The organism is Stenotrophomonas africana (assembly GCF_013004645.1).
Classification (GTDB): domain Bacteria; phylum Pseudomonadota; class Gammaproteobacteria; order Xanthomonadales; family Xanthomonadaceae; genus Stenotrophomonas; species Stenotrophomonas africana.
Genome location: NZ_JABEME010000010.1, coordinates 100,267 through 122,156, shown reverse-complemented (window position 1 = coordinate 122,156; position 21,890 = coordinate 100,267). Strand labels below are relative to the sequence as shown.

Here is a 21,890-nt window from a genome sequence, read left to right as displayed (position 1 = left end):
AATCACGTAGTGAGCAGTACCGCGCTGGACAGTTTCCTCGACAAGTGGCGCAGCCGTTGGCCGGAATGGTCGGTGGCCGCCCCGTTCGTGGCCGAATCGCAACGCGAGCTTGCCGTGGCGTGGTTCGCGCTGCTGCAGGAGTTCGACGACATGCTCAACACCGGCGGCGATCCGCTGCCGGCCGACGCCAAGCTGGCGTGGTGGGGCGAGGAGCTGCGCAGCTGGGCCGCGCATCGTTCGCGCCATCCGCTGGGACGTCTGCTGGAGCCGGTGCGTGCGCCGTGGGCCCAGTTGGCCGAAGCGCTGCCGGATCTGGTTGAAGCGCGCACTGTCGCACTGGATGCGGCCGGAGCCGAGCGTTCGCTGGCCAACTACGCCGAGGCCGTAGCCGCGGTGGAGGCGGTCTTGTTCGCGGACAAGCCGCGCACCGGCGCCGGTCGTGCGGTGCAGCTGCAGACCCTGGCCCAGCGCCTGCAGGATGCCGGCGTGGCCGGTGTGCCGCGCAGCCTGCTGGACGGTGATGCCAGCAGCGCCGCGCAGCGCTGGGCGCAGCATCTGTTGAAGGGGTGGGGCACCCGCGTGCCTGGCCCGCGCCCGCGACGCGTGTGGTCCAGTCTGGCGCGCGCCCGCGTTGCCGCGCAGGCCGCAGGCAAGCCGATTGAAGCTACTCCGGTGCGCACCCTGCTGCGCGTGTGGTGGGCCGCGCGCGGTTGATCGATCGGCCCTGCGGACAGCTTCTGGTGGGTGCGGACCTTGGTCCGCACGCTCTGAGGGATTGTGCCGACCAAGGTCGGCACCCACCAAGGCGCATTGCACGCGTTATTTACGCTCCAGCACCAGCAACGGGTCGATACGGGTATCGAACCAGTTCATGCCCCAGTGCAGGTGCGGGCCGGTGGCACGACCGGTGGCGCCGACCGCGGCGATCACCTGGCCCTGTTCCACACGGTCGCCAACCTTCACGTCGATGCGCGACAGGTGCAGGAAATTGGAACTGACCCCGAAACCGTGGTCGAGCAGCAGGGTGCCGCCGGTCAGGTACAGGTCCGGGCCGGCAAAGGTCACGATGCCGGCGGCCGGAGCCTTCACCGGGGTGCCGGTAGGCACGGCGATGTCCATGCCGGAATGACCGGCACCGGGCTGGCCGTTGTACACGCGCGCGTTGCCGAAGCGGCCGCTGATGCGGCCCTGCACTGGCCAGATGAAGGTCTGGGTGAAGTCGGTACGGTCGTCATCGCGGGCACGCGCGGCAGTCACCTGCGCCTGTTCGCGCTTGATCCGCTCGGCAATCGCCGGCGGCGGGTTGACCGTCTTCGGTGGCACGCCGTTGACCCGCTCGGTGGGCCAGTCGCGCGGCGTCACCGCAATGGTCGCAGTCTCGCTGCCACCATCGGGGCGCTGCACCTGCACGCGCAGCGGACCCTTCTCGTCGCGGCCAATGCCGAACACCACGCTGCCATAGCCGCTCACCCGCAGCTGGCGGCCGGCGTATTGCACGCGGCTGCCGGCGGGCACCTTGCCGATCACCAGTGCGCCCTGCGACGCACTGGCCGGGAACACCACGCGGCTGTCGATCAGGCTGCCGATGCCATCCTGCGCCTGGGCCGCCGGTGCGGTGAGTAGGGGCGCGGCCAGCAGCAGCGCCCCGATCATCAGTGCCGAACGCATCAGCGGTCGTAGGTCATGCGCTGGCCGGCGGGCTCGCCCACCAGTTTGCTGCCGTCCCACACCAGTTGGCCGTTGACCCAGGTGGAGGCGACGCGCGAACGGAAGGTGGTGCCTTCAAACGGCGACCAGCCGCACTTGGACAGCACGTCCTCGCGCTTGACCGTGAACGGCACGTCTTCGACCAGGACAAGATCGGCGAAGTAGCCTTCGCGCAGGAAGCCGCGCTCCTCGACGTCGAACAGCTGCGCCGGCGCATGCGCGAACTTCTGCACCACCTGCTCGCGGGTCAGCTTGCCTTCGTGCACGCGCTCCAGCGCGGCCACCAGCGCGTACTGCACCAGCGGCAGGCCCGACGGCGCCTGCGCGTAGGGCTTCTGCTTCTCTTCCCAGGTGTGCGGGGCGTGGTCGGTGGCCAGCACGTCCAGCACGTCGTCGGCCAGCGCAGCGGTGATTGCCTCGCGGTCGGATACGTCCTTGATCGCCGGGTTGCACTTGATCAGGTTGCCCTTGGTCGCATAGTCCGGGCGCGCGAAGTGCAGGAAGTGCACGCAGGTTTCAGCGGTGATCTGCTTGCGGCTGCCGTCGGCGCGGATCAGCGGCCCCTTCTCGAACAGCGCCAGCTCGTCGGCGGTGGAGATGTGCAGCACATGCAGGCGGGTGCCGTGCTTGCGCGCCAGCGACATCGCCAGGCGGGTCGACTTGATGCAGGCCTCGCGTGAGCGGATGTCCGGGTGCATGTCCGGGGTCAGCGCATCGCCGTACTTTTCCTGGAAGGCCTTCAGGTTGGCATCGATCATCGGCGTGTCTTCGCAGTGCGTGATGATCGGGGTCGGGCATTCGCGGAAGATCGCATCCAGCGTTTCCGGGTTGTCGACCAGCATGTTGCCGGTCGACGCACCCATGAATACCTTCACGCCCGGGGCCTTCTTCGGGTCCAGAGCGCGGATCGCGTCCAGGTTGTCATTGCTGGCGCCGTGGTAGAAGCCGTAGTTGGCCCAGGCGCGGCCGCGCGCGAGCTCGTACTTGGCTTCCAGAATGGTCGAATCCAGCGTCGGCGGATTGGTGTTGGGCATGTCCATGAAGCTGGTCAGGCCACCGGCCACGGCCGCCGCCGATTCGCTGGCGATGTCACCCTTGTGGGTCAGGCCCGGCTCGCGGAAGTGCACCTGGTCATCGATCATGCCGGGCAGCAGCCAGCGTCCGGCCGCATCCACCACCTGCTCGCCGACGCGCGGCGCCAGCCCATTGCCGATCTGCGCGATGCGGCCGTTCTCGATGCGCAGATCGCCGTCGAAGGTGCGGCCTTCGTTGACCATGCGGGCATTGGTGATGAGGGTGGAGGACATGTCAGTGTTTTCCTGTGCAACGGCAAGAGGGGGCGTTGGGGGACTCGGGCACGGGGTCGACGCCGCCGGGATGGAACGGATGGCAGCGGCCCAGCCGGCGCGCAGCCAGCCAGCTTCCGCGCAGCGGGCCGTGCCGCGCGATCGCTTCCATCGCGTATTCAGAACAGCTCGGCACGAAACGGCAGCGTGGCCCCAGCAAGGGGCTGATGAAGCGCTTGTAGAAGCGCAGCAGGGCGATGAGCAGGCGCGAGATCACCCAGTCATCTTATGCCAGTTGGCATGAAGGCCGCATTTGTGCAGGATGGGCCGTTGGTCGCATGTCGCCGATGGCCTGCGACCGGTACCAGCACCTTCGGGTGTTGGCCAGGTTCCGTACCGCGCAAGGCGGTCCGTGTTCGTCGGACCGCCTCCAAGGGCGCCTTGACTCCAGGACTGAATGGAGCAGGGGGTCGAGGTTGCTGCTGCGGGTCGGGTAGGCTATAAAGGCCCGCTTTCCCGGGCCCCGGGGAATCCAAGGAAGAGCGTTTCGTGGCTGCTAAAAAAACTGCAAAGAAGGCCGCAACGGCCGCCAAGAAAACCGCCAAGCCTGTTGTGAAGAAGTTGGCGGCAAAGCCCGTTGCCAAGAAGCCGGCCAGCAAGCCGGCGACCAAGGCAGCGTCCTCGCAACCGGCGGCCAGGAAGGCCACCGCAAAGAAAACGCCTGTCAAGGCAACCAAGCCGGTGGCGAAGAAGGCCGCTGCGCCCGCCAAGGCCAAGCCTGCCGCTGCCAGCAAGAAGGCGCCGGTGGTGAAGAAGGCCGCCAGCAAGGCCGCGCCGATGAAGAAGGCCGCCGCCAAGCCGGTAGCGAAGAAGGCAGCAGCCAAGCCGGCGCCGAAGGCGGTGGTGAAGAAGGCTGCAGCCAAGCCGATCGCCAAGCCTGCGGCAAAGAAGGTCGCTGCAGCTAAACCGGTTGCCACGCCTGCCGCTGTAAAGAAGGTTGCCAAGAATGTTGCCGTGCCGGCCGTCAAGCCGACCCCGGCCCCAGTAGTGAAGTCCGCACCGAAGCCTGCTTCCAAGCCGGCTCCGGCCAAGCCTGTCCCGGCCAAGACCGTGGCAGTGGCAGCAGCCCAACCGGCCTCCAAGCCGGCCCCGGCCGCCGCTCCTGCCGCTTCGAAGGCCCCGCAATCCAAGAATCCCGTGCCCGTTTCGAAATCGCCTGCCAAAACCGCCGTGAAATCCGATTCCGCCCCGAAGACCGTGTCGCGCCCTGTCGGCAAGGTTGCCGTGGCCGTCGCCGCCCGCTCGGCGGCACCGGCCCCGCGCAGCAAGTACAAGGTGGTCGAGTACAAGACCGACGAGGCCACCGGCCGCCCGATCCTGCCGGCTGGCTACAAGCCGTCCTCGGAAGAGGAATACATGAGCCCGCTGCAGCAGGAGTACTTCCGTCAGCGCCTGCAGAACTGGCGCGCGGACCTGGTCGAAGAGTCCAAGCAGACCATCGAGAATCTTCGCGAGGAAGTGCGTGACATCGGCGACGAAGCCGAACGCGCGACCCGCGAGACCGAGAACTCGCTGGAACTGCGTACCCGCGACCGCTATCGCAAGCTGATCGGCAAGATCGACAGCACCCTGAAGCGCCTGGAAGCGGGTGACTACGGTTACTGCGTCGACACCGGAGAGGAAATCGGCCTGGAGCGCCTGGAAGCGCGCCTCACCGCCGAACGCACCATCGACGCCCAGGAGCGTTGGGAGCACTTGCAGAAGCAGCAGGGCGACTGATTCCTGATCGTTGTCTGGTCATGCAGAAAACCCGGCTTTGGCCGGGTTTTTTGTTGGGGGTGGTTGGCTGGGTAGAACGGCGGCTTCCGGGTATCGGAGGGAGCCTGCGTGCGCGGCCGATGTAGAGCCGAGCCCACGCTCGGCTCAGGCTGAAGCCGGAGGGCAAGGAAGAGCAAAAGCAAAAGCAAAAGCAAAAGCAAAAGAAGCCAAGCATGGGTTGGCTCTAGCATGAGCGGTCATGCGTGCGCTCGCGGCTGTTGAGTCCGCCTTGTAGCGAGCCGAGCACCGCAGGGGAATCAGGGGCGAAGAGGCGCCGCTGTTTGAGCGCAGCGAGTTCGGCGCCGTCCCCTGATTCACCGAGGAGCACAGGGCACCGGCGCGCAGCGCCGGCTCGCGGATGGCGGAGCGTTTCTTTGGTTACTTTCTTTTCGCGAAAAGAAAGTGACACCCCGCCGCGGTCGCGGAAAAGGGCCGCCGGGCATGGCCCGGCGCTACCAATGCGTCGGCGCACGTAAAGCGGCTGTCGCGGAAACGACGAGCCGACGCTACTGCAGATCACGCAAATTCAGTTTCCGCAGCGTCGGGTTCTTCCATGCGGTGATCCCGGCCACGCTGAGCACGGCGAATCCACCCAGCACCACGGCCGGCACCAGGCCGAGCAGCTTCGCCATCGTGCCGGCATAGAACGCGCCCAGCTCGTTGGACGAACTGATGAAGATGCCGTTGATCGACGACACCCGTCCGCGCATCTCTTCCGGCGTGGCCAACTGCAGGATGGTCGAGCGGATCACCACCGAGACGCCATCGAAGGCCCCATAGAACAGCAGGATCAGCGCCGACAGCCAGAAGTGCTGCGACAGGCCGAAGCCGATCACGCACAGGCCGAACCCACCCACCGCGAACAGCAGCACGCGGCCTGCATTGCGATGCAGCGGGTGGCGGGCCAGCCACAGGCCCACGCACACCGAACCGAGTGCCGGCATCGCGCGCAGGATGCCCAGGCCCTCCGGACCGTGGTGCAGGATCTCGTGCAGGAAGGCCGGCAGCATCGCCACCACGCCGCCCAGCAGAACCGAGAACATGTCCAGCGCCATCGCCCCGACCATGATCCGGTTGCCGACCACGAAGCGCGCGCCTTCGGCGATGCTCTTGAAGATGGGCGCGGCAGGACCGGTGTGCACCGGTTCTTCCACCTTCAACGTAGCCAGGCAGGCCATCGCCACCAGCGCAAAGGCTGTTGCCACCGCGTAGGACAGGCCCTTGCCACCGAAGCCGACCAGCACGCCGCCCAGTGCCGGACCGGCAACCATGCCGGCCTGGAACACCACCGCGCCGAGGCCGGCGCCGCGCGCGAACTGGTCGCGGGCCAGTACGCGGGCGAACAACGCGTTGTAGATCGGCGACAGGAAGGCGCGGACCATGCCGGTCAGGGCGATGGCCGCATAGATGGGCCACACGCCTTCGAACGGCAGCCAGCCCTTGGCCACGCTGGTCAGCACCAGCGCGGTGGCGATCAGTCCGGAGCAGGCCGCCATGCCCAACCGGCGCCGCGGCAGGTGGTCGACCAGATAGCCGGCGAATGGCGCCACGCAGAAGAACGGCAGTACCTCGGCCAGGCCGATCAGTCCCAGCGAGAACGGATTGCGGGTGACTTCGTAGATATGCCAGCCGACGGTGACCGCCACCACCTGGTAGGACAGCATCGCGAAGATGCGGTAGGCCAGCAGCTTGGCGAAGCCGGGCCGGGACAGCAGGCCCAGCGCGGTGTCTTCGGCTGTGGCAGGCTCGCTCACGACGGATCGCGCTGCAGCTGCGCCTGCGCGGTCTCGCGGATGAAGGCCAGCATGGCCGCCACACCGTTGCTGCGGGTGGGGGAGAGGTGGCGGGCCAGGCCAATGTCCTGGATGTAGCTCGGTTCGGTGGCGAGGATCTCCTGCGCCGAGCGCCCGGAGTACACACGCAGGGCCAGGAAGATCAGGCCGGAAACGATGGCCGAATCACTGATGGCATGGAAGCGCAGCGACTGCGCGTTGCCTTCCGGCACGATCCAGACCATCGACTGGCAGCCGAGCAGGCGATGCTCTTCGGTCTTCCATTCTTCCGGGAAGGCCGGCAGCTTGCGGCCGAGGTCGATCAGGTACTGGTAGCGCTCGGACCAGTCGCCGAAGAAGCCGAATTCCTCGGCGATGGCGGTCTGTGCCTCGGCGGCGGTGGGTTCAAGCGGGAACGGGGAGTCGGTCACAACGGTCTCTACGGTGGGGCGTGGCCGGCGGACCGGCCACGGGGCAGGGCAGGTCAGCCGCGCTTGCGCGACCAGCGCACGCCCTGCGGGGTGTCTTCCAGCACGATGCCTTCGGCGGCCAACTGGTCGCGGATGGCATCGGAACGGGCGAAGTCGCGGGCCTTCTTGGCGGCGGCACGCTCGTCGATCAGGCCCTGGATGCGGGCATCGTCGCCGCCGTCGCTGGCCGCAGTGCCGAACCACTGTGCCGGGTCGGCCTGCAGCAGGCCCAGCGCCAGGCCCGCACCAAGAAGCTCGCCCTTCAGGCGTGCCTGTTCGGCCGGGTCGGTGGCCCGGCGTGCATCGGCGGCGATGCGGGCCACTTCGGCCAGCGCCTGTGGGGTGTTCAGGTCGTCGTCCAGGGTCGCCTCGACGGTGGACGGGATCGCCACGACCGCGTCGACCGATGCCAGTTCGCGCAGGGTGCCGTACAGGCGGTCCAGGGTGCGCACCGATTGTTCGATCAGGCCGTCGGACCAGTCCAGCGGCTGCCGGTAATGGGCCGACAGCAGGGCCAGGCGCAGCGCTTCCGGCGGATGCTGGCGCACCAGATCGTGCACGCGCTCGATGTTGCCCAGCGACTTGCTCATCTTGGCGCCGCCGAAGTTGAGCATGCCGTTGTGCAGCCAGAAGCGGGCGAAGATCTTGCCGCCGTGGGCGCATTCGCTCTGCGCGATCTCGTTTTCGTGGTGCGGGAACTGCAGGTCGACGCCGCCGGCGTGGATGTCGATGGTCTCGCCCAGATGGGCGGCGGCCATCGCCGAGCATTCGATATGCCAGCCCGGGCGGCCACGGCCCCACGGCGATTCCCAGCCGGGCAGGTCGTCGCTGGACGGCTTCCACAGCACGAAGTCGCCCGGGTCGCGCTTGTACGGGGCCACGTCGACGCGGGCGCCCGCCAGCATTTCATCCGGGTCGCGGCGCGAGAGCTTGCCGTAGCTCTCGAAGCTGGCCACCGCGAACAGCACATGGCCTTCGGCGGCGTAGGCATGACCATTGGCGATCAGCTGTTCGATCATGGTGATGATCTGCGGCATGTGCGCGGTCACTTCCGGCTCGATGTCCGGCGGCACCACGCCCAGCGCGGCCATGTCTTCACGGTAGGCGGCGGCGAACCTGTCGGTGATGGTGCTGATCGGCACCCCCTGCTCACGTGCAGCGGTGTTGATCTTGTCGTCCACGTCGGTGATGTTGCGCGCGTAGCGCAGGCCACCGAAACGGCGCCGCAGCAGGTCGGCCAGCACCCCGAACACCACCGGGCCACGGGCGTTGCCGATGTGCACGTAGTTGTAGACCGTCGGGCCGCACACATACAGGGTCGGACAGGCCGGGTCGAGCGGAGTGAACGGTTCGAGCTGGCGAGTCAGGTTGTTGTGCAGGCGCAGGGTCATGGGGCTGTGGCTGGGGGACAAGCCTGTGATTTTAGAACGTGTCGGCCCCCTTTGGGGGCACCGCCTGCCACCGGTGGACGCCGGGTCCGCCCAAGGTGGGGTGGGCAGGAGCAGCGTGGACGGGTAATGTTCAGCCCCTTGCGCTCGCCACTGCCTACACTATTGCCGTGTCCTTGCCCCCTTCGCCAATGAAATCCACCGCGTTGCTGACCCTGGCCTGCCTGTCGGCGCTGGCCGCCGTGGCCCAGGCGCAGGAGGCCGAGCCCCGCAACCGGGTGGTGATCGTGGAGAACGTGAAGTTCGACTACGCGCAGGTGCTGAACGTCGAGCCCGTGTTCCAGACCCTGCGCGCGACCCGTACCGAAGAGCACTGCGAGCCGGTCTCGACCCGGACCCTGGCGCCGGTCAATGTCACCGGCGAGGAGCCGGTCGAGGACAAGGGCCGGATCAGCCGCTTCTGGGACTCGGTGCGCTCGATGTTCAAGCGCAGCGATGAAGAGGTCTCCGAGGACTCCGCCGCCGAGTCACCGGCCCCGGCGCCGGCACCGGCCAACAACGGCCCGATGCTGACCCGCGACTGCCGCATCGTGCCGGTGGGGCGTGAATTCCGCAGGCCCATCGCCTACGACGTGGATTACGTCTACAAGGGCACCAAGTACCGCTCGCGGCTGCCGGAAGACCCCGGCAACCGGCTCAAGATCCGGGTGTCGATCACCCCCTGGGTCGGCCCCGAGCAGGGCACAGCCAGCAACCCCTGATTCTGCGACCCCGGCCCCTTGCGCCGGCCCCGGCCGCATGCAAAGATAATTGACCATGAAGCTCACCGACTTCCAGCACGACAGCAGCGCAGCCCGACAGGCGTCGGGCATGACCTCGCGTGCGCGTCGACCGGAACCCCACATCCTCGCTGGGTAACCGGAGCTTTTTGCTGTTCGTCCGAAAAAACCCAGCCGCCCGGCTGGGTTTTTTCGTTTCTGCGTTCTGAAAGCTGCAACTGCAACCTTTTCGTTCCACCTTTGCTTCCTGTTTTCCCTTCCACCGCGTCGAACCCGGCGCCGCCACGCAAGGAAAGATGATGTCCCCCAAGCACTTCCTGAACACCCAGGACTGGAGCCGCAGCGATCTCGACGCGCTGCTGACCCAGGCCGCGCTGTTCAAGCGCAACAAGCTCGGCGACCAGCTCAAGGGCAAGTCGATCGCGCTGGTGTTCTTCAACCCGTCCATGCGCACCCGCACCAGCTTCGAACTGGGCGCGTTCCAGCTCGGCGCCCACGCGGTGGTGCTGCAGCCGGGCAAGGATGCGTGGCCGATCGAGTTCAACCTCGGCACGGTGATGGACGGCGACACCGAAGAGCACATCGCTGAAGTGGCCAAGGTGCTGGGCCGTTACTGCGACATCATCGCCGTGCGCGCGTTCCCCAAGTTCATCGACTGGGCCTACGACCGCCAGGACATCGTCCTCAACAGCTTCGCCAAGTACTCGCCGGTGCCGGTCATCAACATGGAGACCATCACCCACCCGTGCCAGGAGCTGGCCCACATCATGGCCCTGCAGGAGCACTTCGGCACCCAGGACCTGCGTGGCAAGAAGTATGTGCTGACCTGGACCTATCACCCCAAGCCGCTGAACACTGCCGTGGCCAACTCGGCGCTGACCATCGCCACCCGCATGGGCATGGACGTGACCCTGCTGTGCCCGACCGCCGACTACATCCTCGACGACCGCTACATGGGCTGGGCCGAGCAGAACGTGGCCGAGAGCGGCGGTTCGCTGAAGATCAGCCATGACATCGACAGCGCCTATGCCGGTGCCGATGTGGTCTACGCCAAGAGCTGGGGCGCGCTGCCGTTTTTCGGCAACTGGGAGCCGGAAAAGCCGATCCGCGACCAGTTCAAGCACTTCATCGTGGACGAGCGGAAGATGGCGCTGACCAACAACGGTGTGTTCAGCCACTGCCTGCCGCTGCGCCGCAATGTAAAGGCCACCGACGCGGTGATGGATTCGCCGCAGTGCATCGCCATCAACGAAGCCGAGAACCGCCTGCATGTGCAGAAGGCGATCATGGCGGCGGTTGCCGGGCGCTAGATCGAACAAGGGGGTAGAGCCGACCGTTGGTCGGCTGCTCCCGCAGCGGCGCATCCAACATTCCAGCCGACCGACGGTCGGCTCTACCGAATTCTCATCCCCCAAGTGGACCTGACCCCCATGAGCAACAAAGACGTCGTTCTCGCCTTCTCCGGCGGCCTGGATACCAGCTTCTGCGTGCCGTATCTGCAGGAGCGCGGCTACAACGTGCACACCGTGTTCGCCGATACCGGCGGCGTGGATGATGAAGAGCGCGATTTCATCGAGAAGCGTGCCGCCGAGCTGGGCGTGACCAGCCACGTCACCGTCAACGGTGGCCCGGCCATCTGGGAAGGCTTCGTCAAGCCGTTCGTATGGGCCGGCGAAGGCTACCAGGGCCAGTACCCGCTGCTGGTCTCGGACCGCTACCTGATCGTCGATGCCGCGCTGAAGCGTGCCGCCGAACTGGGCACCAACATCATCGCCCACGGCTGCACCGGCATGGGCAACGACCAGGTCCGCTTCGACCTGGCCGTGAAGGCGCTGGGTGACTACCAGATCATCGCGCCGATCCGCGAGATCCAGAAGGAACACACCCAGACCCGCGCCTACGAGCAGAAGTACCTGGAAGAGCGTGGTTTCGGCGTGCGCGCCAAGCAGCAGGCCTACACCATCAACGAGAACCTGCTGGGTCTGACCATGTCTGGCGGCGAGATCGACCGCTGGGAAGCCCCGGGCGAGGGCGCCCGTGGCTGGTGCGCGCCGCGCAGCGAGTGGCCGGAACAGGCGCTGACCGTCACCCTGAAGTTCGTCGAAGGCGAAGCCGTCGAACTGAACGGCAAGGCGCTGCCGGGTGACCAGATCCTGGCTCAGCTCAACAAGCTGTTCGCCCCGTACGGCGTTGGCCGCGGCGTCTACACCGGCGATACCGTGATCGGCCTGAAGGGCCGCATCGTCTTCGAGGCTCCGGGCCTGGTTTCGCTGCTGGCCGCGCACCGCGCGCTGGAAGATGCGGTCCTGACCAAGCAGCAGAACCGCTTCAAGCCGGACGTGGCACGCAAGTGGGTGGAGCTGGTGTACGAAGGCTTCTACCACGACCCGCTGAAGACCGACATCGAAGCCTTCCTGAAGTCCTCGCAGGCCAAGGTCAACGGCGAAGTGGTGCTGGAAACCCGTGGTGGCCGCGTCGATGCAGTGGCGGTGAAGTCGCCGCATCTGCTCAACACCAAGGGCGCCACCTACGCGCAGTCGGCCGACTGGGGCGTGGAGGAGGCCGAAGGCTTCATCAAGCTGTTCGGCATGAGTTCGACGCTTTACGCGCAAGTCAATCGCTGAGCGATTGAATTGCGCGCGCGTCTCCCGCGCATTCCACCTTAACCCTGCGCCGTTGGCGCGCCCCCTTCAACAAGAAGGGGGCTCTCCACCAGACGCATCACGGTAGCGCCGGGCCATGCCCGGCGGAATTCCACAGGATCTTTGTTTCATGCTTGAACAGACGCTCGATCACCTGCAGGCCCTGGTGTCCTTCGATACCCGCAACCCGCCGCGTGCGATCACCACCGGTGGCATCTTCGATTACCTGCGCGCGAACCTGCCCGGCTTCAACGTCGAGGTGATCGACCATGGCGCGGGCGCAGTCAGCCTGTACGCCGTGCGCGGGACGCCGAAGTACCTGTTCAACGTGCACCTGGATACCGTGCCGGACTCGCCGCACTGGAGTGCCGACCCTCTTGTGATGCGCCGCCTGGACGACCGTGTGGTCGGTCTGGGCGTGTGTGACATCAAGGGCGCGGCCGCTGCGCTGGTGGCGGCGGCCAACGCCAGCGATGGCGATGCCGCCTTCCTGTTCTCCAGCGACGAAGAAGCCAACGATCCGCGCTGCATCGCCGCGTTCCTGGCCCGTGGCCTGCCATACGAAGCGGTGCTGGTGGCCGAGCCGACCATGAGCGAGGCCGTGCTGGCCCACCGTGGCATCAGCTCGGTGCTGATGCAGTTTGCCGGCCGTGCCGGGCATGCTTCGGGCAAGCAGGATGCGGCCGCCAGTGCGCTGCATCAGGCCATGCGCTGGGGCAACCGTGCGCTGGACCACGTGGAATCGCTGGCTTCGGCGCGCTTCGGCGGGCTGACCGGCCTGCGCTTCAACATCGGTCGCGTCGAAGGTGGGATCAAGGCCAACATGATCGCACCGGCTGCCGAAGTACGGTTCGGCTTCCGCCCGTTGCCGTCGATGGACATCGATGGCCTGCTGGCGACCTTCGCCGGTTTCGCCGAACCGGAAGCGGCGTTGTTCACCGAAACCTTCCGTGGCCCCAGCCTGCCGGCCGGTGACATCGCCGAAGCCGAGAATCGCCGCCTGCTGGCGCGCGACGTGGCCGATGCACTGGACCTGCCGATCGGCAACGCGGTGGACTTCTGGACCGAAGCTTCGCTGTTCTCGGCCGGTGGCTACACCACGCTGGTGTTCGGCCCGGGTGACATCGCCCAGGCCCACACCGCCGATGAGTTCGTGACGCTGGACCAGCTGCAGCGCTACACCGACGCCGTGCACCGCATCATCGCCGCCGGCGCCTGATCGACCCCACAACGCCGCCCGGCCCTGGCCGGGTGGAACTGCAACGCGGCGACCGCCGCCTGTGACGAAACCGAAATGTCTCCTGCCCTCCAGCCCCACCGCCAGACCCGCCAGACCATCGTGCGCCTGCTCTCCAGCATGGCCAGCGCGAAGGAGATCAGCCAGTACCTCAAGCGCTTTTCGCAGCTGGATGCCAAGCGCTTCGCCGTGGTCAAGGTCGGCGGCGCGGTGCTGCGCGACGACCTCGACGCGCTGACCTCTTCGCTGTCGTTCCTGCAGGAAGTCGGGCTGACCCCGATCGTGCTGCACGGCGCCGGCCCGCAGCTGGATGCCGAACTGTCGGCCGCCGGTATCGAGAAGCAGACCGTCAACGGCCTGCGCGTGACTTCGCCGGAAGCGCTGGCGATCGTGCGCCGGGTGTTCCAGCAGTCCAACCTGCGCCTGGTCGAGGCGCTGCAGCAGAACGGTGCGCGTGCCACCTCCATCACCGGTGGTGTGTTCGAGGCCGAGTACCTGGACGTGGACACCTACGGCCTGGTCGGTGAGGTGAAGAAGGTCAACCTGGCGCCGATCGAAGCCAGCCTGCGCGCCGGTTCGATCCCGGTCATCACCAGCCTGGGTGAGACCGCAGGCGGCCAGATCCTCAACGTCAACGCCGACTTCGCCGCCAACGAACTGGTGCAGGAACTGCAGCCATACAAGATCATCTTCCTGACCGGTACCGGCGGCCTGCTGGACGAGCAGGGCAACGTGATCGATTCGATCAACCTGTCCACCGAGTACGACCACCTGATCGCGCAGCCGTGGATCCACGGCGGCATGAAGGTGAAGATCGAACAGATCAAGGATCTGCTCGATCGCCTGCCGCTGGAATCGTCGGTGTCGATCACGCGTCCGGCCGACCTGGCCAAGGAACTGTTCACCCACAAGGGCTCGGGCACGCTGGTGCGCAAGGGCGAAAAAGTGCTGCGCGCCACCGCTTGGGACGAACTGGACCTGCCGCGCCTGAAGGGCCTGATCGAATCCAGCTTCGGCCGCACCCTGGTGCCGGACTATTTCCAGAAGACCAGGCTGCTGCGCGCCTACGTCAGCGAGAACTACCGCACCGCGGTCATCCTCACTGATGAAGCTGAAGGCGTGTACCTCGACAAGTTCGCCGTGCTCGACGACGCACAGGGCGAAGGCCTCGGCCGTGCGGTCTGGAACGTGATGCTGGAAGAAACGCCGCAGCTGTTCTGGCGCTCGCGCCATGGCAACCCGATCAATCACTTCTACTACGCCGAGTCCGATGGCTGCTACAAGCAGGATCAGTGGAAGGTGTTCTGGTTCGGTGCCGATGGCATCGACCGGATCAAGACCTATGTCGATCATTGCGCGCAGCGCACCCCGAGCCTGCAGGGCTGAGCAATGAGCAACCTCGATGCCTGGAACACGGTTCCTACCCTGCGCGGCCAGCACGTAACCCTGCAGCCGCTGCAGATGGAACACGTGCCCGGCCTGCGCGATGCGCTTGAAGGCAGCGGCCTGGACCAGCTCTGGTACACCCAGGTGCCGTCGCCGGAACAGGCCGAGACCTATGTGCGGGCCGCGCTGCAGGCGCAGAGCGAAGGCAAGGTGCTGCCGTTCGTGATCCGTGATGCGGCTGGCGGAATCGTCGGCAGTACCCGTTTCTATGACATGGATGCCGGTGTGCCGAAACTCAGCCTCGGCTACACCTGGTATGCGCCGCGCGTGCAGCGTACCGGCGCCAACACCGAAGCCAAGCTGTTGCTGCTGCAGCACGCCTTCGAAACGCTGGGCTGCATCAGCGTGGTGCTGGAAACCAGCTGGTTCAACGCCACCTCGCGCACTGCCATCGCCCGCCTCGGCGCCAAGCAGGACGGCGTGCTGCGCAACCACAAGCGGCATGCCGACGGCACGCCGCGCGACACCGTCATCTTCTCCATCATCGATGCGGAATGGCAGGGCGTGAAGCGCCACCTGCAGTACCGCCTGGACAGTCACGCATGAACGATTCGACTTTCACCCTGGGCATCGTCGGTGCCCGCGGCCATACCGGCGCCGAGCTGATCAAGCTGGTGGCCGCCCACCCACGGCTGAAACTGGCTTTCGTCTCCTCGCGCGAGCGCGCCGGGCAGCGCCTGTCCGACCACCACCCGGAATTCCAGGGCGAGCTGCAGTACGAAAACCTGGACGCCGACGCGGTGGCGGCCAAGGGCGTAGACGCGGTGATCCTGGCCCTGCCCAATGGCCTGGCCGCACCGTTCGTGGCCGCGCTTGAAACCGCGAAACCGGACACCGTCATCGTCGACCTCTCCGCCGACTACCGTTTCGACAACAGCTGGTACTACGGCTTGCCGGAGCTGACCCGCGGCCGCTACAACGGACAGAAACACATCAGCAACCCGGGCTGCTATGCCACGGCGATGCAGCTGGCGGTGCATCCGCTGCTGGACCTGCTGGCCGGTCCGCCGCAGTGCTTCGGTGTCTCCGGCTATTCCGGTGCCGGTACCACGCCGTCGGACAAGAACAACGTCGAACTGCTGGCCGACAACCTGATGCCGTACGCGCTGACCAACCACGTGCATGAGCGCGAGGTGTCGGTGCAGCTGGGCGTGGCGGTTGAATTCATGCCGCATGTTGCGCCGCATTTCCGTGGCATCACGCTTACCGCCAACCTGTGGCTGAACCACGTGCAGACCCGCGAACAGATCGTCGAGCGCTTCCAGCAGGCCTACGCCGGCGAACCCCTGATCGAAGTGGTGGATGAAGCGCCGTGGGTCAGCCGCATCGCCGGCCGCCACGGTGCCCAGGTCGGTGGCTTCACCCTGGCCCCGGGCGGCAAGCGGGTCGTCGTGGTGGCGACCCTGGACAACCTGCTCAAGGGCGCGGCCACCCAGGCCATGCAGAACCTCAACCTCGCGCTGGGCATCGACGAACTGACGTCGATCCCGCACTGAACACGTATTCCGGAGCCCCCATGGCAGACCTTCTTTGGCAGAAGCCCGGCGTTGCTGTCGACGCCCAGATCCAGACCTTCCTCGCTGGCGATGACGTGATCCTCGACCGCGAGTTCTTCCTGCATGACATCGCCGCCAGCGCCGCGCATGCGCAGGGCCTGCAGCACATCGGCATCCTCAGCGCCGACGAGCTGGAAGGCCTGTTGCGCGAACTGGAGATCCTGGCGCAGGACTTCCGCGAAGGCCGTTTCGTGCTGGATACGCAGTACGAAGATGGCCACTCGGCGATCGAAGCGCGCCTGACCGAACGCCTCGGCGATGCCGGCCGCAAGATCCACACCGGCCGCAGCCGCAACGACCAGATCCTGGTCGCCACCCGCCTGTGGTTGAAGGAGAAGCTGCAGCGCGTGGCGCAGCTCAGCGCCGAGGTGGCCAAGGTCGCGCTGGACCGCGCACAGGCCGAGAAAGACCTGCCGGTTCCCGGCTACACCCACATCCAGCGTGCCGTGGTGTCCTCGGCCGGCATGTGGTGGGCCGGCTGGGCCGAGGCGTTCATCGACAACGCCATCCGCGCGCGCGACACCCATGCACTGGTTGACGCCAATCCGCTTGGCACCGCCGCTGGCTACGGCGTGAACCTGCCGCTGGACCGCGAACACACCACGGCCGCGCTCGGTTTCGCGCGCATGCAGATCTCGCCGATCTATGCACAGCTGTCGCGCGGCAAATTCGAGCTGGCCGCACTGGAAGCACTGGGTGGCGCGACCCTGGACCTGCGCCGCATCGCCTGGGACCTGTCGCTGTTCACCAGCGCCGAGTTCGGTTTCGTCGCGCTGCCGGCGCAGTACACCACCGGCAGTTCGATCATGCCGAACAAGCGCAACCCGGACGTGATCGAGCTGATGCGTGCCACCCACGCCAGCGTGGCCGCTGCGCGCACCGAGATCGAGCAGCTGCTGTCGTTGCCGTCGGGCTACCACCGCGACCTGCAGTCGTCCAAGGGCGCCATCTTCCACGGTTTCGGCCGTGGCCTCGCCGCACTGGAGCTGCTGCCGGCGCTGCTGGCCAATCTGGAATGGCGTGACGACCGGCTGCGCGCAGCGATCGACTCGGGCATGTATGCCACCGACGTCGCCGTGGAAGCAGCCGTGGCCGGTGTACCGTTCCGTGAGGCCTACAAGGCCGCTGCAGCCGGTGCCGACAGCGCAGGGCAAGGACGCACGCCGGAAGGCAGCCTGGCCGCGCGTGTGTCGCCGGGTTCGGCCGCCGATCTGCGCCTGGACGAGCTGCACGCGCGCTGGCAGGCGCTGTCCTGATGGCGGGCACCGTCTACCTGGTGATGGCCATGCGCCGGCCGGACTTCAACGACGCAGCGGTGCAGCCGCACCGCGAATTCCTCGACGCGTTGCAGGCACAGGGCAAGCTGCAGTTGACCGGTGGTTTCGCCGATGGCAGCGGTGGTGCCTATGTGCTGTGCAACGTGGACAGCCTGGCGCAGGCGCAGGCCATCATCGCCACCGATCCGCTGGTGACGATGCAGGCCTCCGACCTGACCGTGCACGAATGGAATACCCGCTGAGAGCCTGACCGATGATCCAGCACGCTGCCCACGTCGCCTCGCCGTTCCCCGAACAAGCGCTGCCGCCATGGCGGCGTGCGGTGCTGAAGGTCGGCAGCAGCCTGCTGGCGGCTGATGGCGGTGGCCTGTCGCCGCGCCACGCGCTGGGCCTGGCCCAGTTCGTCTCGGCCAATGTACTGGCCGGGCGCGAGGTGGTGATCGTGTCGTCCGGTGCGGTTGCGGCGGGGCGCGCGATCCTGCCGCGGGCCGATGAGCCCGGTGCGGCGATGGCGGCGCGGCAGGCACTGGCCGCGCTCGGCCAGGCCCAGCTGATCGGGCTCTGGCAACGCTTCTTCGAGCGCCCGGTGGCGCAGGTGCTGCTGACCCATGACGACCTGCGCAACCGCCGCCGCTACCTCAACGCCCGGGCCACGCTGAGCGAACTGCTGCGGCTGGGAGCACTGCCGGTGGTCAACGAGAACGACACCGTGTCGGTGGACGAGCTCAAGCTTGGCGACAACGACAACCTGGCGGCGACGGTGGCGGCGCTGGTCGATGCCGATGCGCTGTTCATCGCCACCGATATCGATGGCCTGTACAGCGCCGACCCGCGCACCGTGGCCGACGCACGGCCGCTGCACGACGTGCCGGAACTGAGTGACGAGGTGCTGGCAATGGCCGGCGGCGCCGGCTCGCGCGCCGGTACCGGCGGCATGCGCACCAAGCTGGAAGCGGCGGCCAAGGCGGGTCGTCTCGGCATCGAAACCTATCTGTTCAATGGCCGCAGCGGTGACGTGGTACGCGCGCTGGCCCAGGACCGCCTGTTCGGTACCCGTATCCACGCCGCGCGCAGCCGTGAGGCGGCCCGCAAGCACTGGCTGCGGCACGCGCCGCTGGTCGAGGGTGCGATCGTGATCGATGCCGGCGCGGCGCAGGCGATGCGCGAGAAGGGCGCCTCGCTGCTGCCCGGCGGCATCACCGGCGCGGAGGGCATGTTCCGCCGTGGCGACATGGTGCAGGTGTGCTGGAACGCGCCACAGGGCCGCGTCTGCGTGGCGCGCGGCGTCAGCCAGTACGCGGCCGATGATGTGCGCCGGATCGCCGGCCGCCATTCGCGCGACATCGAGGCCGTGCTGGGCTACAACTACGGTGGCAGTGTCGTCCATCGCGACGATCTGGTGCTGCCATGACCGGTTTGAAGGACTCCCCGATGAGCGAAATCGAAGCGCAGGCGCGTGCCTGCCGTGACGCGGCCCAGACCGTTGCCGGCCTCGACAGTGCGACGCGCCGCACGCTGCTGCTGGCGATGGCCCAGGCACTGGAAGTGAATGCCGGGCTGATCCTGGCCGGTAATGCGCGTGACCTCGCCGCCGCGCGCGACAAGGGCGTTGGCAGTGCCATGCTCGACCGCTTGGCGCTGGACCCGGCACGCCTGTTCGCGATGGCCGAAGCCGTGCGTGAGGTGGCTGCGCTGCCCGATCCGGTCGGCCAGATCACCCGCGACGATGTGCGTCCAAACGGCATCCGCGTGCAGAAGGTACGCGTGCCTCTGGGCGTGATCGCAATGATCTACGAGGCGCGCCCGAACGTGACCGCCGAAGCGGCCGCGCTGTGCCTGAAGGCCGGCAATGGCGTGATCCTGCGCGGTGGCTCCGAGGCGATCCACTCCAACACCGCCATCGCCCAGGCGCTGGCGGGTGCCTTGCAGGCCAATGGCGTACCGCCGGCAGCGGTGACCGTGCTGACCGACCTGCGTCGCGAAGCAATGCTGGAACTGCTGCAGCTGCATGAGCTGATCGATCTGGCGATTCCGCGCGGCGGCGAAGGCCTGATCCGCTTCGTTGCCGAGCATGCGCGGGTGCCGGTGATCAAGCACTACAAGGGTGTCTGCCACCTGTTCGTGGATGCCAGCGCCGACCTCGGCAAAGCCATCGATCTGCTGGTGGACGGAAAGTGCAGTCGTCCGTCGGCCTGCAATTCGCTGGAGACCCTGCTGGTGCACCGCGATGTGGCCGAGGCGTTCCTGCCGCGCGTGGCCCAGGCGCTCGGCGAGCGTGGCGTGCAGCTGCGCGCCGATGCGCAGGCGCAACCGCTGCTGCCGGGCAGCACGGCGGCGACCGAGGAGGACTACGCTGCCGAGTTCCTCGACCTGGTGCTGGCCGTGCGCGTGGTTGATGACCTCGAGGCGGCCATCGCGCACATCCGCCGCTATACCTCCGACCATACCGAAGTGATCGCCACCGAAGACGCCGGCCACGCCGAGCGCTTCGTCAACGCACTGCACTCGGCGGTGGTGATGGTCAATGCCTCATCGCGCTTCTCCGACGGTGGCCAGCTGGGCCTGGGCAGCGAGATCGGCATTTCCACCACGCGCCTGCACGCGTACGGCCCAATGGGCCTGGAGGCACTCACCGTCGAACGATTTGTCGTGCGCGGTGAAGGGCAGACGCGCAAGTAGATCCACGCCATGCGTGGATGCTCTTCGCGGTAGACCCCGGTGCCGACCAAGGTCGGCACCCACCAGGCCCAAGCGCCGACCAAGGTCGGCACCCACCGGGTCGCTGGGTCACACCACCTCGCGACGGATGCCGATCGGTCGCGCGTGATCGTCCATGTGCAGCGTGGCGGCCTTGCAGCCCAGCAGACGCTCGGCCAGCCCGGTGCTGGCCCCGAGGTCAGCGGCCACTTCATTGAGGCTGGCCAATGGCCGCGGCAGGCGCCGGTCGTGGCCACGGAAGCGCGCGCGGTTGTACTCGGCCCAGCCGATCAGCAGCACGCTGGCGCACAGCAGCATCAGTGGCAGCGCCACCAGCACATAGGGGTCGAACTGGCTTTGCCGTTCGTACAGCTGCTGCCAGGCCAGCTGTCCGCCGATCAGCCACGACACCAGGGTCACCAGTGGTGCCCACAGGTAGAAGTAGAAGCCCCAGAACGCCAGGGTGACGAATCCCCAGGCAGTGCGCTGGAAGCGCGGTTGATGGTGTGGCTTGCGGATCATCCGCGAGTCGAAGCGGTTGGACGGGTGTTGTGCGTTCATCGGATCCCCCGGTCGGGGCTGGTCCAGGTGGCGCGCTTGCTGCGACGGCGCAGCAGGGTCTTGGGAAGCGCCACCAGGGTGGTGGAAAGGCTGATCAGCCAGTACGCCATCGGGTACCAGATGACCCAGAAATAATTGCGTCCAATCTGTGTTTCGTAACGCCGGTCGATGATCAGACTGCTGGCGAACTGCAGCAGGCAGACCAGGGCCAGGATCACGCCATGCCACTCCGGAAGCAGGCTGGCGATGTGCAGCTCTGGTGGCAGTTCGATGAACTTGCCCAGTGCCCACAGCAGCACGATGAACAACATCGTGTAGGCCCAGATCACGCTCAGCACGTACTCCAGCAGTACGCCCCACATGCGCCGCTCCTTCCAGTGCAGCAGCGAACCGGCGTGGCGCAGCATCACCTCCACGCCGCCCTGCGCCCAGCGCAGCCGCTGCCGCCACAGGCCCTTCAGCGTTTCCGGCATCAGGATGAAGCACAGCGCATTGGGTTCGTAGCGGATGTCCCAGTGCGCGCGCTGCAGGCGCCAGCTGATGTCGATGTCCTCAGTGACCATGTCGTCCGACCACCAGCCGACCTGATGCAGGGCGGTGCGTCGGAAGCCGGCGATCACCCCGGAGATGGTGAAGATGCGCCCGTACACGCGCTGCGCGCGCTTGATCATGCCGATGATCGAGGAAAACTCCGCCACCTGAAGGCGTCCGAGCAGGGTGGAGCGGTTGCGGATGCGCGGGTTGCCGGTCACTGCACCAACCCGGTTGCCGCTGACCAGGTGCCAGACCATCCAGTGCAGCGCATGCTCTTCCAGCATTGCATCGCCATCAATGCACACCAGGTATTCCGAGCGCGCGGCCAGCGCACCCATGCGCAGCGCATTGGCCTTGCCCAGGTTGCGGTCCAGGTGCAGTACGCGCAGCCGCGGATGCTGCGCTGCCAGTGCGTCCAGTCGCGCGCCGGTGTCATCGCTGCTGCCATCATCGATGGCGATCACTTCGTAGTCGGCGGGATAGCGCTGGGCCAGCACCGCAGTGAGCGTATCGTCCAGGTTCTCCGCTTCGTTGTGGCAGGGCACCAGCACGGTTGCGAAGGGGGGATCGAGCATCAACGGCGGATCGTTGCGCGGGCGCGAGTGGCGCTCGCGCCGGAAGTAGTAGTACAGGCCGCCGGACATCCAGAAGAACGCCATCACCATCGGGTAGTAGAAGGCGAACTGGAACAGGACCTGCAGCAGCGGATGCATGTCCATG

The 21,890-nt window shown here is 66.9% G+C and carries 21 protein-coding genes; 13 read left to right on the top strand and 8 right to left on the bottom strand.

Annotated features, from left to right (window positions below):
• Positions 1-9 precede the first annotated feature (9 nt).
• Positions 10-714, top strand: a complete 705-nt coding sequence (locus HLA98_RS16860) for a squalene/phytoene synthase family protein (RefSeq protein WP_057500180.1) — start codon at positions 10-12, stop codon at positions 712-714.
• A 105-nt stretch (positions 715-819) separates the two neighbouring features.
• Here the strand turns inward: HLA98_RS16860 and HLA98_RS16855 are convergent, their stop codons facing one another.
• The 3 genes from HLA98_RS16855 to yidD are packed head-to-tail and all read right to left on the bottom strand — an operon-like array spanning position 820 to position 3,270.
• Positions 820-1,668 (bottom strand): M23 family metallopeptidase, encoded by an 849-nt coding sequence (locus HLA98_RS16855; protein WP_049444813.1) that lies wholly within the window; start codon positions 1,666-1,668, stop codon positions 820-822.
• On the bottom strand, positions 1,668-3,014 hold the full coding sequence (locus HLA98_RS16850) for a dihydroorotase (protein ID WP_057500181.1): 1,347 nt from the start codon (positions 3,012-3,014) through the stop codon (positions 1,668-1,670). The genes HLA98_RS16855 and HLA98_RS16850 overlap by 1 nt, the downstream gene beginning before the upstream one ends.
• Position 3,015: 1 nt before the next feature.
• A complete protein-coding gene (yidD, locus tag HLA98_RS16845; RefSeq protein WP_049444809.1) occupies positions 3,016-3,270 on the bottom strand; it encodes a membrane protein insertion efficiency factor YidD in 255 nt (84 codons plus the stop codon).
• A 272-nt stretch (positions 3,271-3,542) separates the two neighbouring features.
• On the opposite strand from yidD, the gene dksA reads away from it, so the two are divergent.
• The gene (gene dksA / locus HLA98_RS16840) at positions 3,543-4,772 is read left to right on the top strand and encodes an RNA polymerase-binding protein DksA (RefSeq protein ID WP_057500182.1); all 1,230 of its coding nucleotides are present in this window, start codon (positions 3,543-3,545) and stop codon (positions 4,770-4,772) included.
• Between the two features lie 545 nt (positions 4,773-5,317).
• Here dksA and HLA98_RS16835 read toward each other — a convergent pair.
• From HLA98_RS16835 to cysS, 3 genes are read right to left on the bottom strand one after another with little or no spacing between them, the layout of a single operon-like run.
• On the bottom strand, positions 5,318-6,565 hold the full coding sequence (locus HLA98_RS16835; protein ID WP_049447588.1) for an MFS transporter: 1,248 nt from the start codon (positions 6,563-6,565) through the stop codon (positions 5,318-5,320).
• Positions 6,562-7,014, bottom strand: coding sequence for a SufE family protein (locus tag HLA98_RS16830; protein WP_010486631.1), 453 nt, complete (start codon positions 7,012-7,014; stop codon positions 6,562-6,564). The genes HLA98_RS16835 and HLA98_RS16830 overlap by 4 nt, the downstream gene beginning before the upstream one ends.
• Before the next feature lie 53 nt (positions 7,015-7,067).
• Positions 7,068-8,444 (bottom strand): cysteine--tRNA ligase, encoded by a 1,377-nt coding sequence (cysS, locus tag HLA98_RS16825; protein ID WP_057500183.1) that lies wholly within the window; start codon positions 8,442-8,444, stop codon positions 7,068-7,070.
• Positions 8,445-8,632: 188 nt separating this feature from the next.
• Here cysS and HLA98_RS16820 point away from each other — a divergent pair, with 188 nt between their 5' ends.
• The 11 genes from HLA98_RS16820 (at position 8,633) to HLA98_RS16770 (ending at position 20,057) form a co-directional block, all read left to right on the top strand.
• Positions 8,633-9,202, top strand: a complete 570-nt coding sequence (locus tag HLA98_RS16820) for a glycine zipper 2TM domain-containing protein (protein ID WP_057500184.1) — start codon at positions 8,633-8,635, stop codon at positions 9,200-9,202.
• A 317-nt stretch (positions 9,203-9,519) separates the two neighbouring features.
• The gene (locus HLA98_RS16815; protein WP_014037861.1) at positions 9,520-10,530 is read left to right on the top strand and encodes an N-acetylornithine carbamoyltransferase; all 1,011 of its coding nucleotides are present in this window, start codon (positions 9,520-9,522) and stop codon (positions 10,528-10,530) included.
• Positions 10,531-10,650: 120 nt separating this feature from the next.
• Positions 10,651-11,844 carry an argininosuccinate synthase gene (locus HLA98_RS16810; protein WP_049447895.1) on the top strand — a complete coding sequence of 398 codons (1,194 nt, stop codon included), beginning with the start codon at positions 10,651-10,653 and terminating at the stop codon, positions 11,842-11,844.
• Between the two features lie 148 nt (positions 11,845-11,992).
• A complete protein-coding gene (locus HLA98_RS16805) occupies positions 11,993-13,081 on the top strand; it encodes an acetylornithine deacetylase (protein WP_057500185.1) in 1,089 nt (362 codons plus the stop codon).
• Between the two features lie 75 nt (positions 13,082-13,156).
• Positions 13,157-14,485, top strand: coding sequence for an acetylglutamate kinase (locus HLA98_RS16800; RefSeq protein WP_049447893.1), 1,329 nt, complete (start codon positions 13,157-13,159; stop codon positions 14,483-14,485).
• Between the two features lie 3 nt (positions 14,486-14,488).
• Entirely contained in the window at positions 14,489-15,091 is a 603-nt protein-coding gene (locus HLA98_RS16795; protein WP_049418141.1) for a GNAT family N-acetyltransferase, read from the top strand.
• The gene (argC, locus tag HLA98_RS16790; protein ID WP_057500186.1) at positions 15,088-16,041 is read left to right on the top strand and encodes an N-acetyl-gamma-glutamyl-phosphate reductase; all 954 of its coding nucleotides are present in this window, start codon (positions 15,088-15,090) and stop codon (positions 16,039-16,041) included. The genes HLA98_RS16795 and argC overlap by 4 nt, the downstream gene beginning before the upstream one ends.
• A 20-nt stretch (positions 16,042-16,061) precedes the next feature.
• Positions 16,062-17,357 carry an argininosuccinate lyase gene (argH, locus tag HLA98_RS16785; protein WP_049447891.1) on the top strand — a complete coding sequence of 432 codons (1,296 nt, stop codon included), beginning with the start codon at positions 16,062-16,064 and terminating at the stop codon, positions 17,355-17,357.
• Positions 17,357-17,620, top strand: coding sequence for a YciI family protein (locus HLA98_RS16780; protein WP_049447890.1), 264 nt, complete (start codon positions 17,357-17,359; stop codon positions 17,618-17,620). The genes argH and HLA98_RS16780 overlap by 1 nt, the downstream gene beginning before the upstream one ends.
• Before the next feature lie 11 nt (positions 17,621-17,631).
• Positions 17,632-18,789, top strand: a complete 1,158-nt coding sequence (proB, locus tag HLA98_RS16775) for a glutamate 5-kinase (RefSeq protein ID WP_057500187.1) — start codon at positions 17,632-17,634, stop codon at positions 18,787-18,789.
• A complete protein-coding gene (locus HLA98_RS16770) occupies positions 18,786-20,057 on the top strand; it encodes a glutamate-5-semialdehyde dehydrogenase (protein WP_057500188.1) in 1,272 nt (423 codons plus the stop codon). Before proB ends, HLA98_RS16770 begins: the two co-directional genes overlap by 4 nt.
• Positions 20,058-20,165: 108 nt before the next feature.
• Here HLA98_RS16770 and pgaD read toward each other — a convergent pair whose 3' ends face one another.
• Together pgaD and pgaC are read right to left on the bottom strand one after the other, a co-directional pair.
• Complete coding sequence (pgaD, locus tag HLA98_RS16765; RefSeq protein ID WP_057500189.1) at positions 20,166-20,636, bottom strand: poly-beta-1,6-N-acetyl-D-glucosamine biosynthesis protein PgaD; 471 nt, start codon at positions 20,634-20,636, stop codon at positions 20,166-20,168.
• Positions 20,633-21,889: a poly-beta-1,6-N-acetyl-D-glucosamine synthase gene (gene pgaC / locus HLA98_RS16760; RefSeq protein ID WP_057500190.1), complete on the bottom strand. Its 1,257-nt coding sequence runs from the start codon at positions 21,887-21,889 to the stop codon at positions 20,633-20,635. The genes pgaD and pgaC overlap by 4 nt, the downstream gene beginning before the upstream one ends.
• Between the last annotated feature and the right edge of the window lies 1 nt (position 21,890).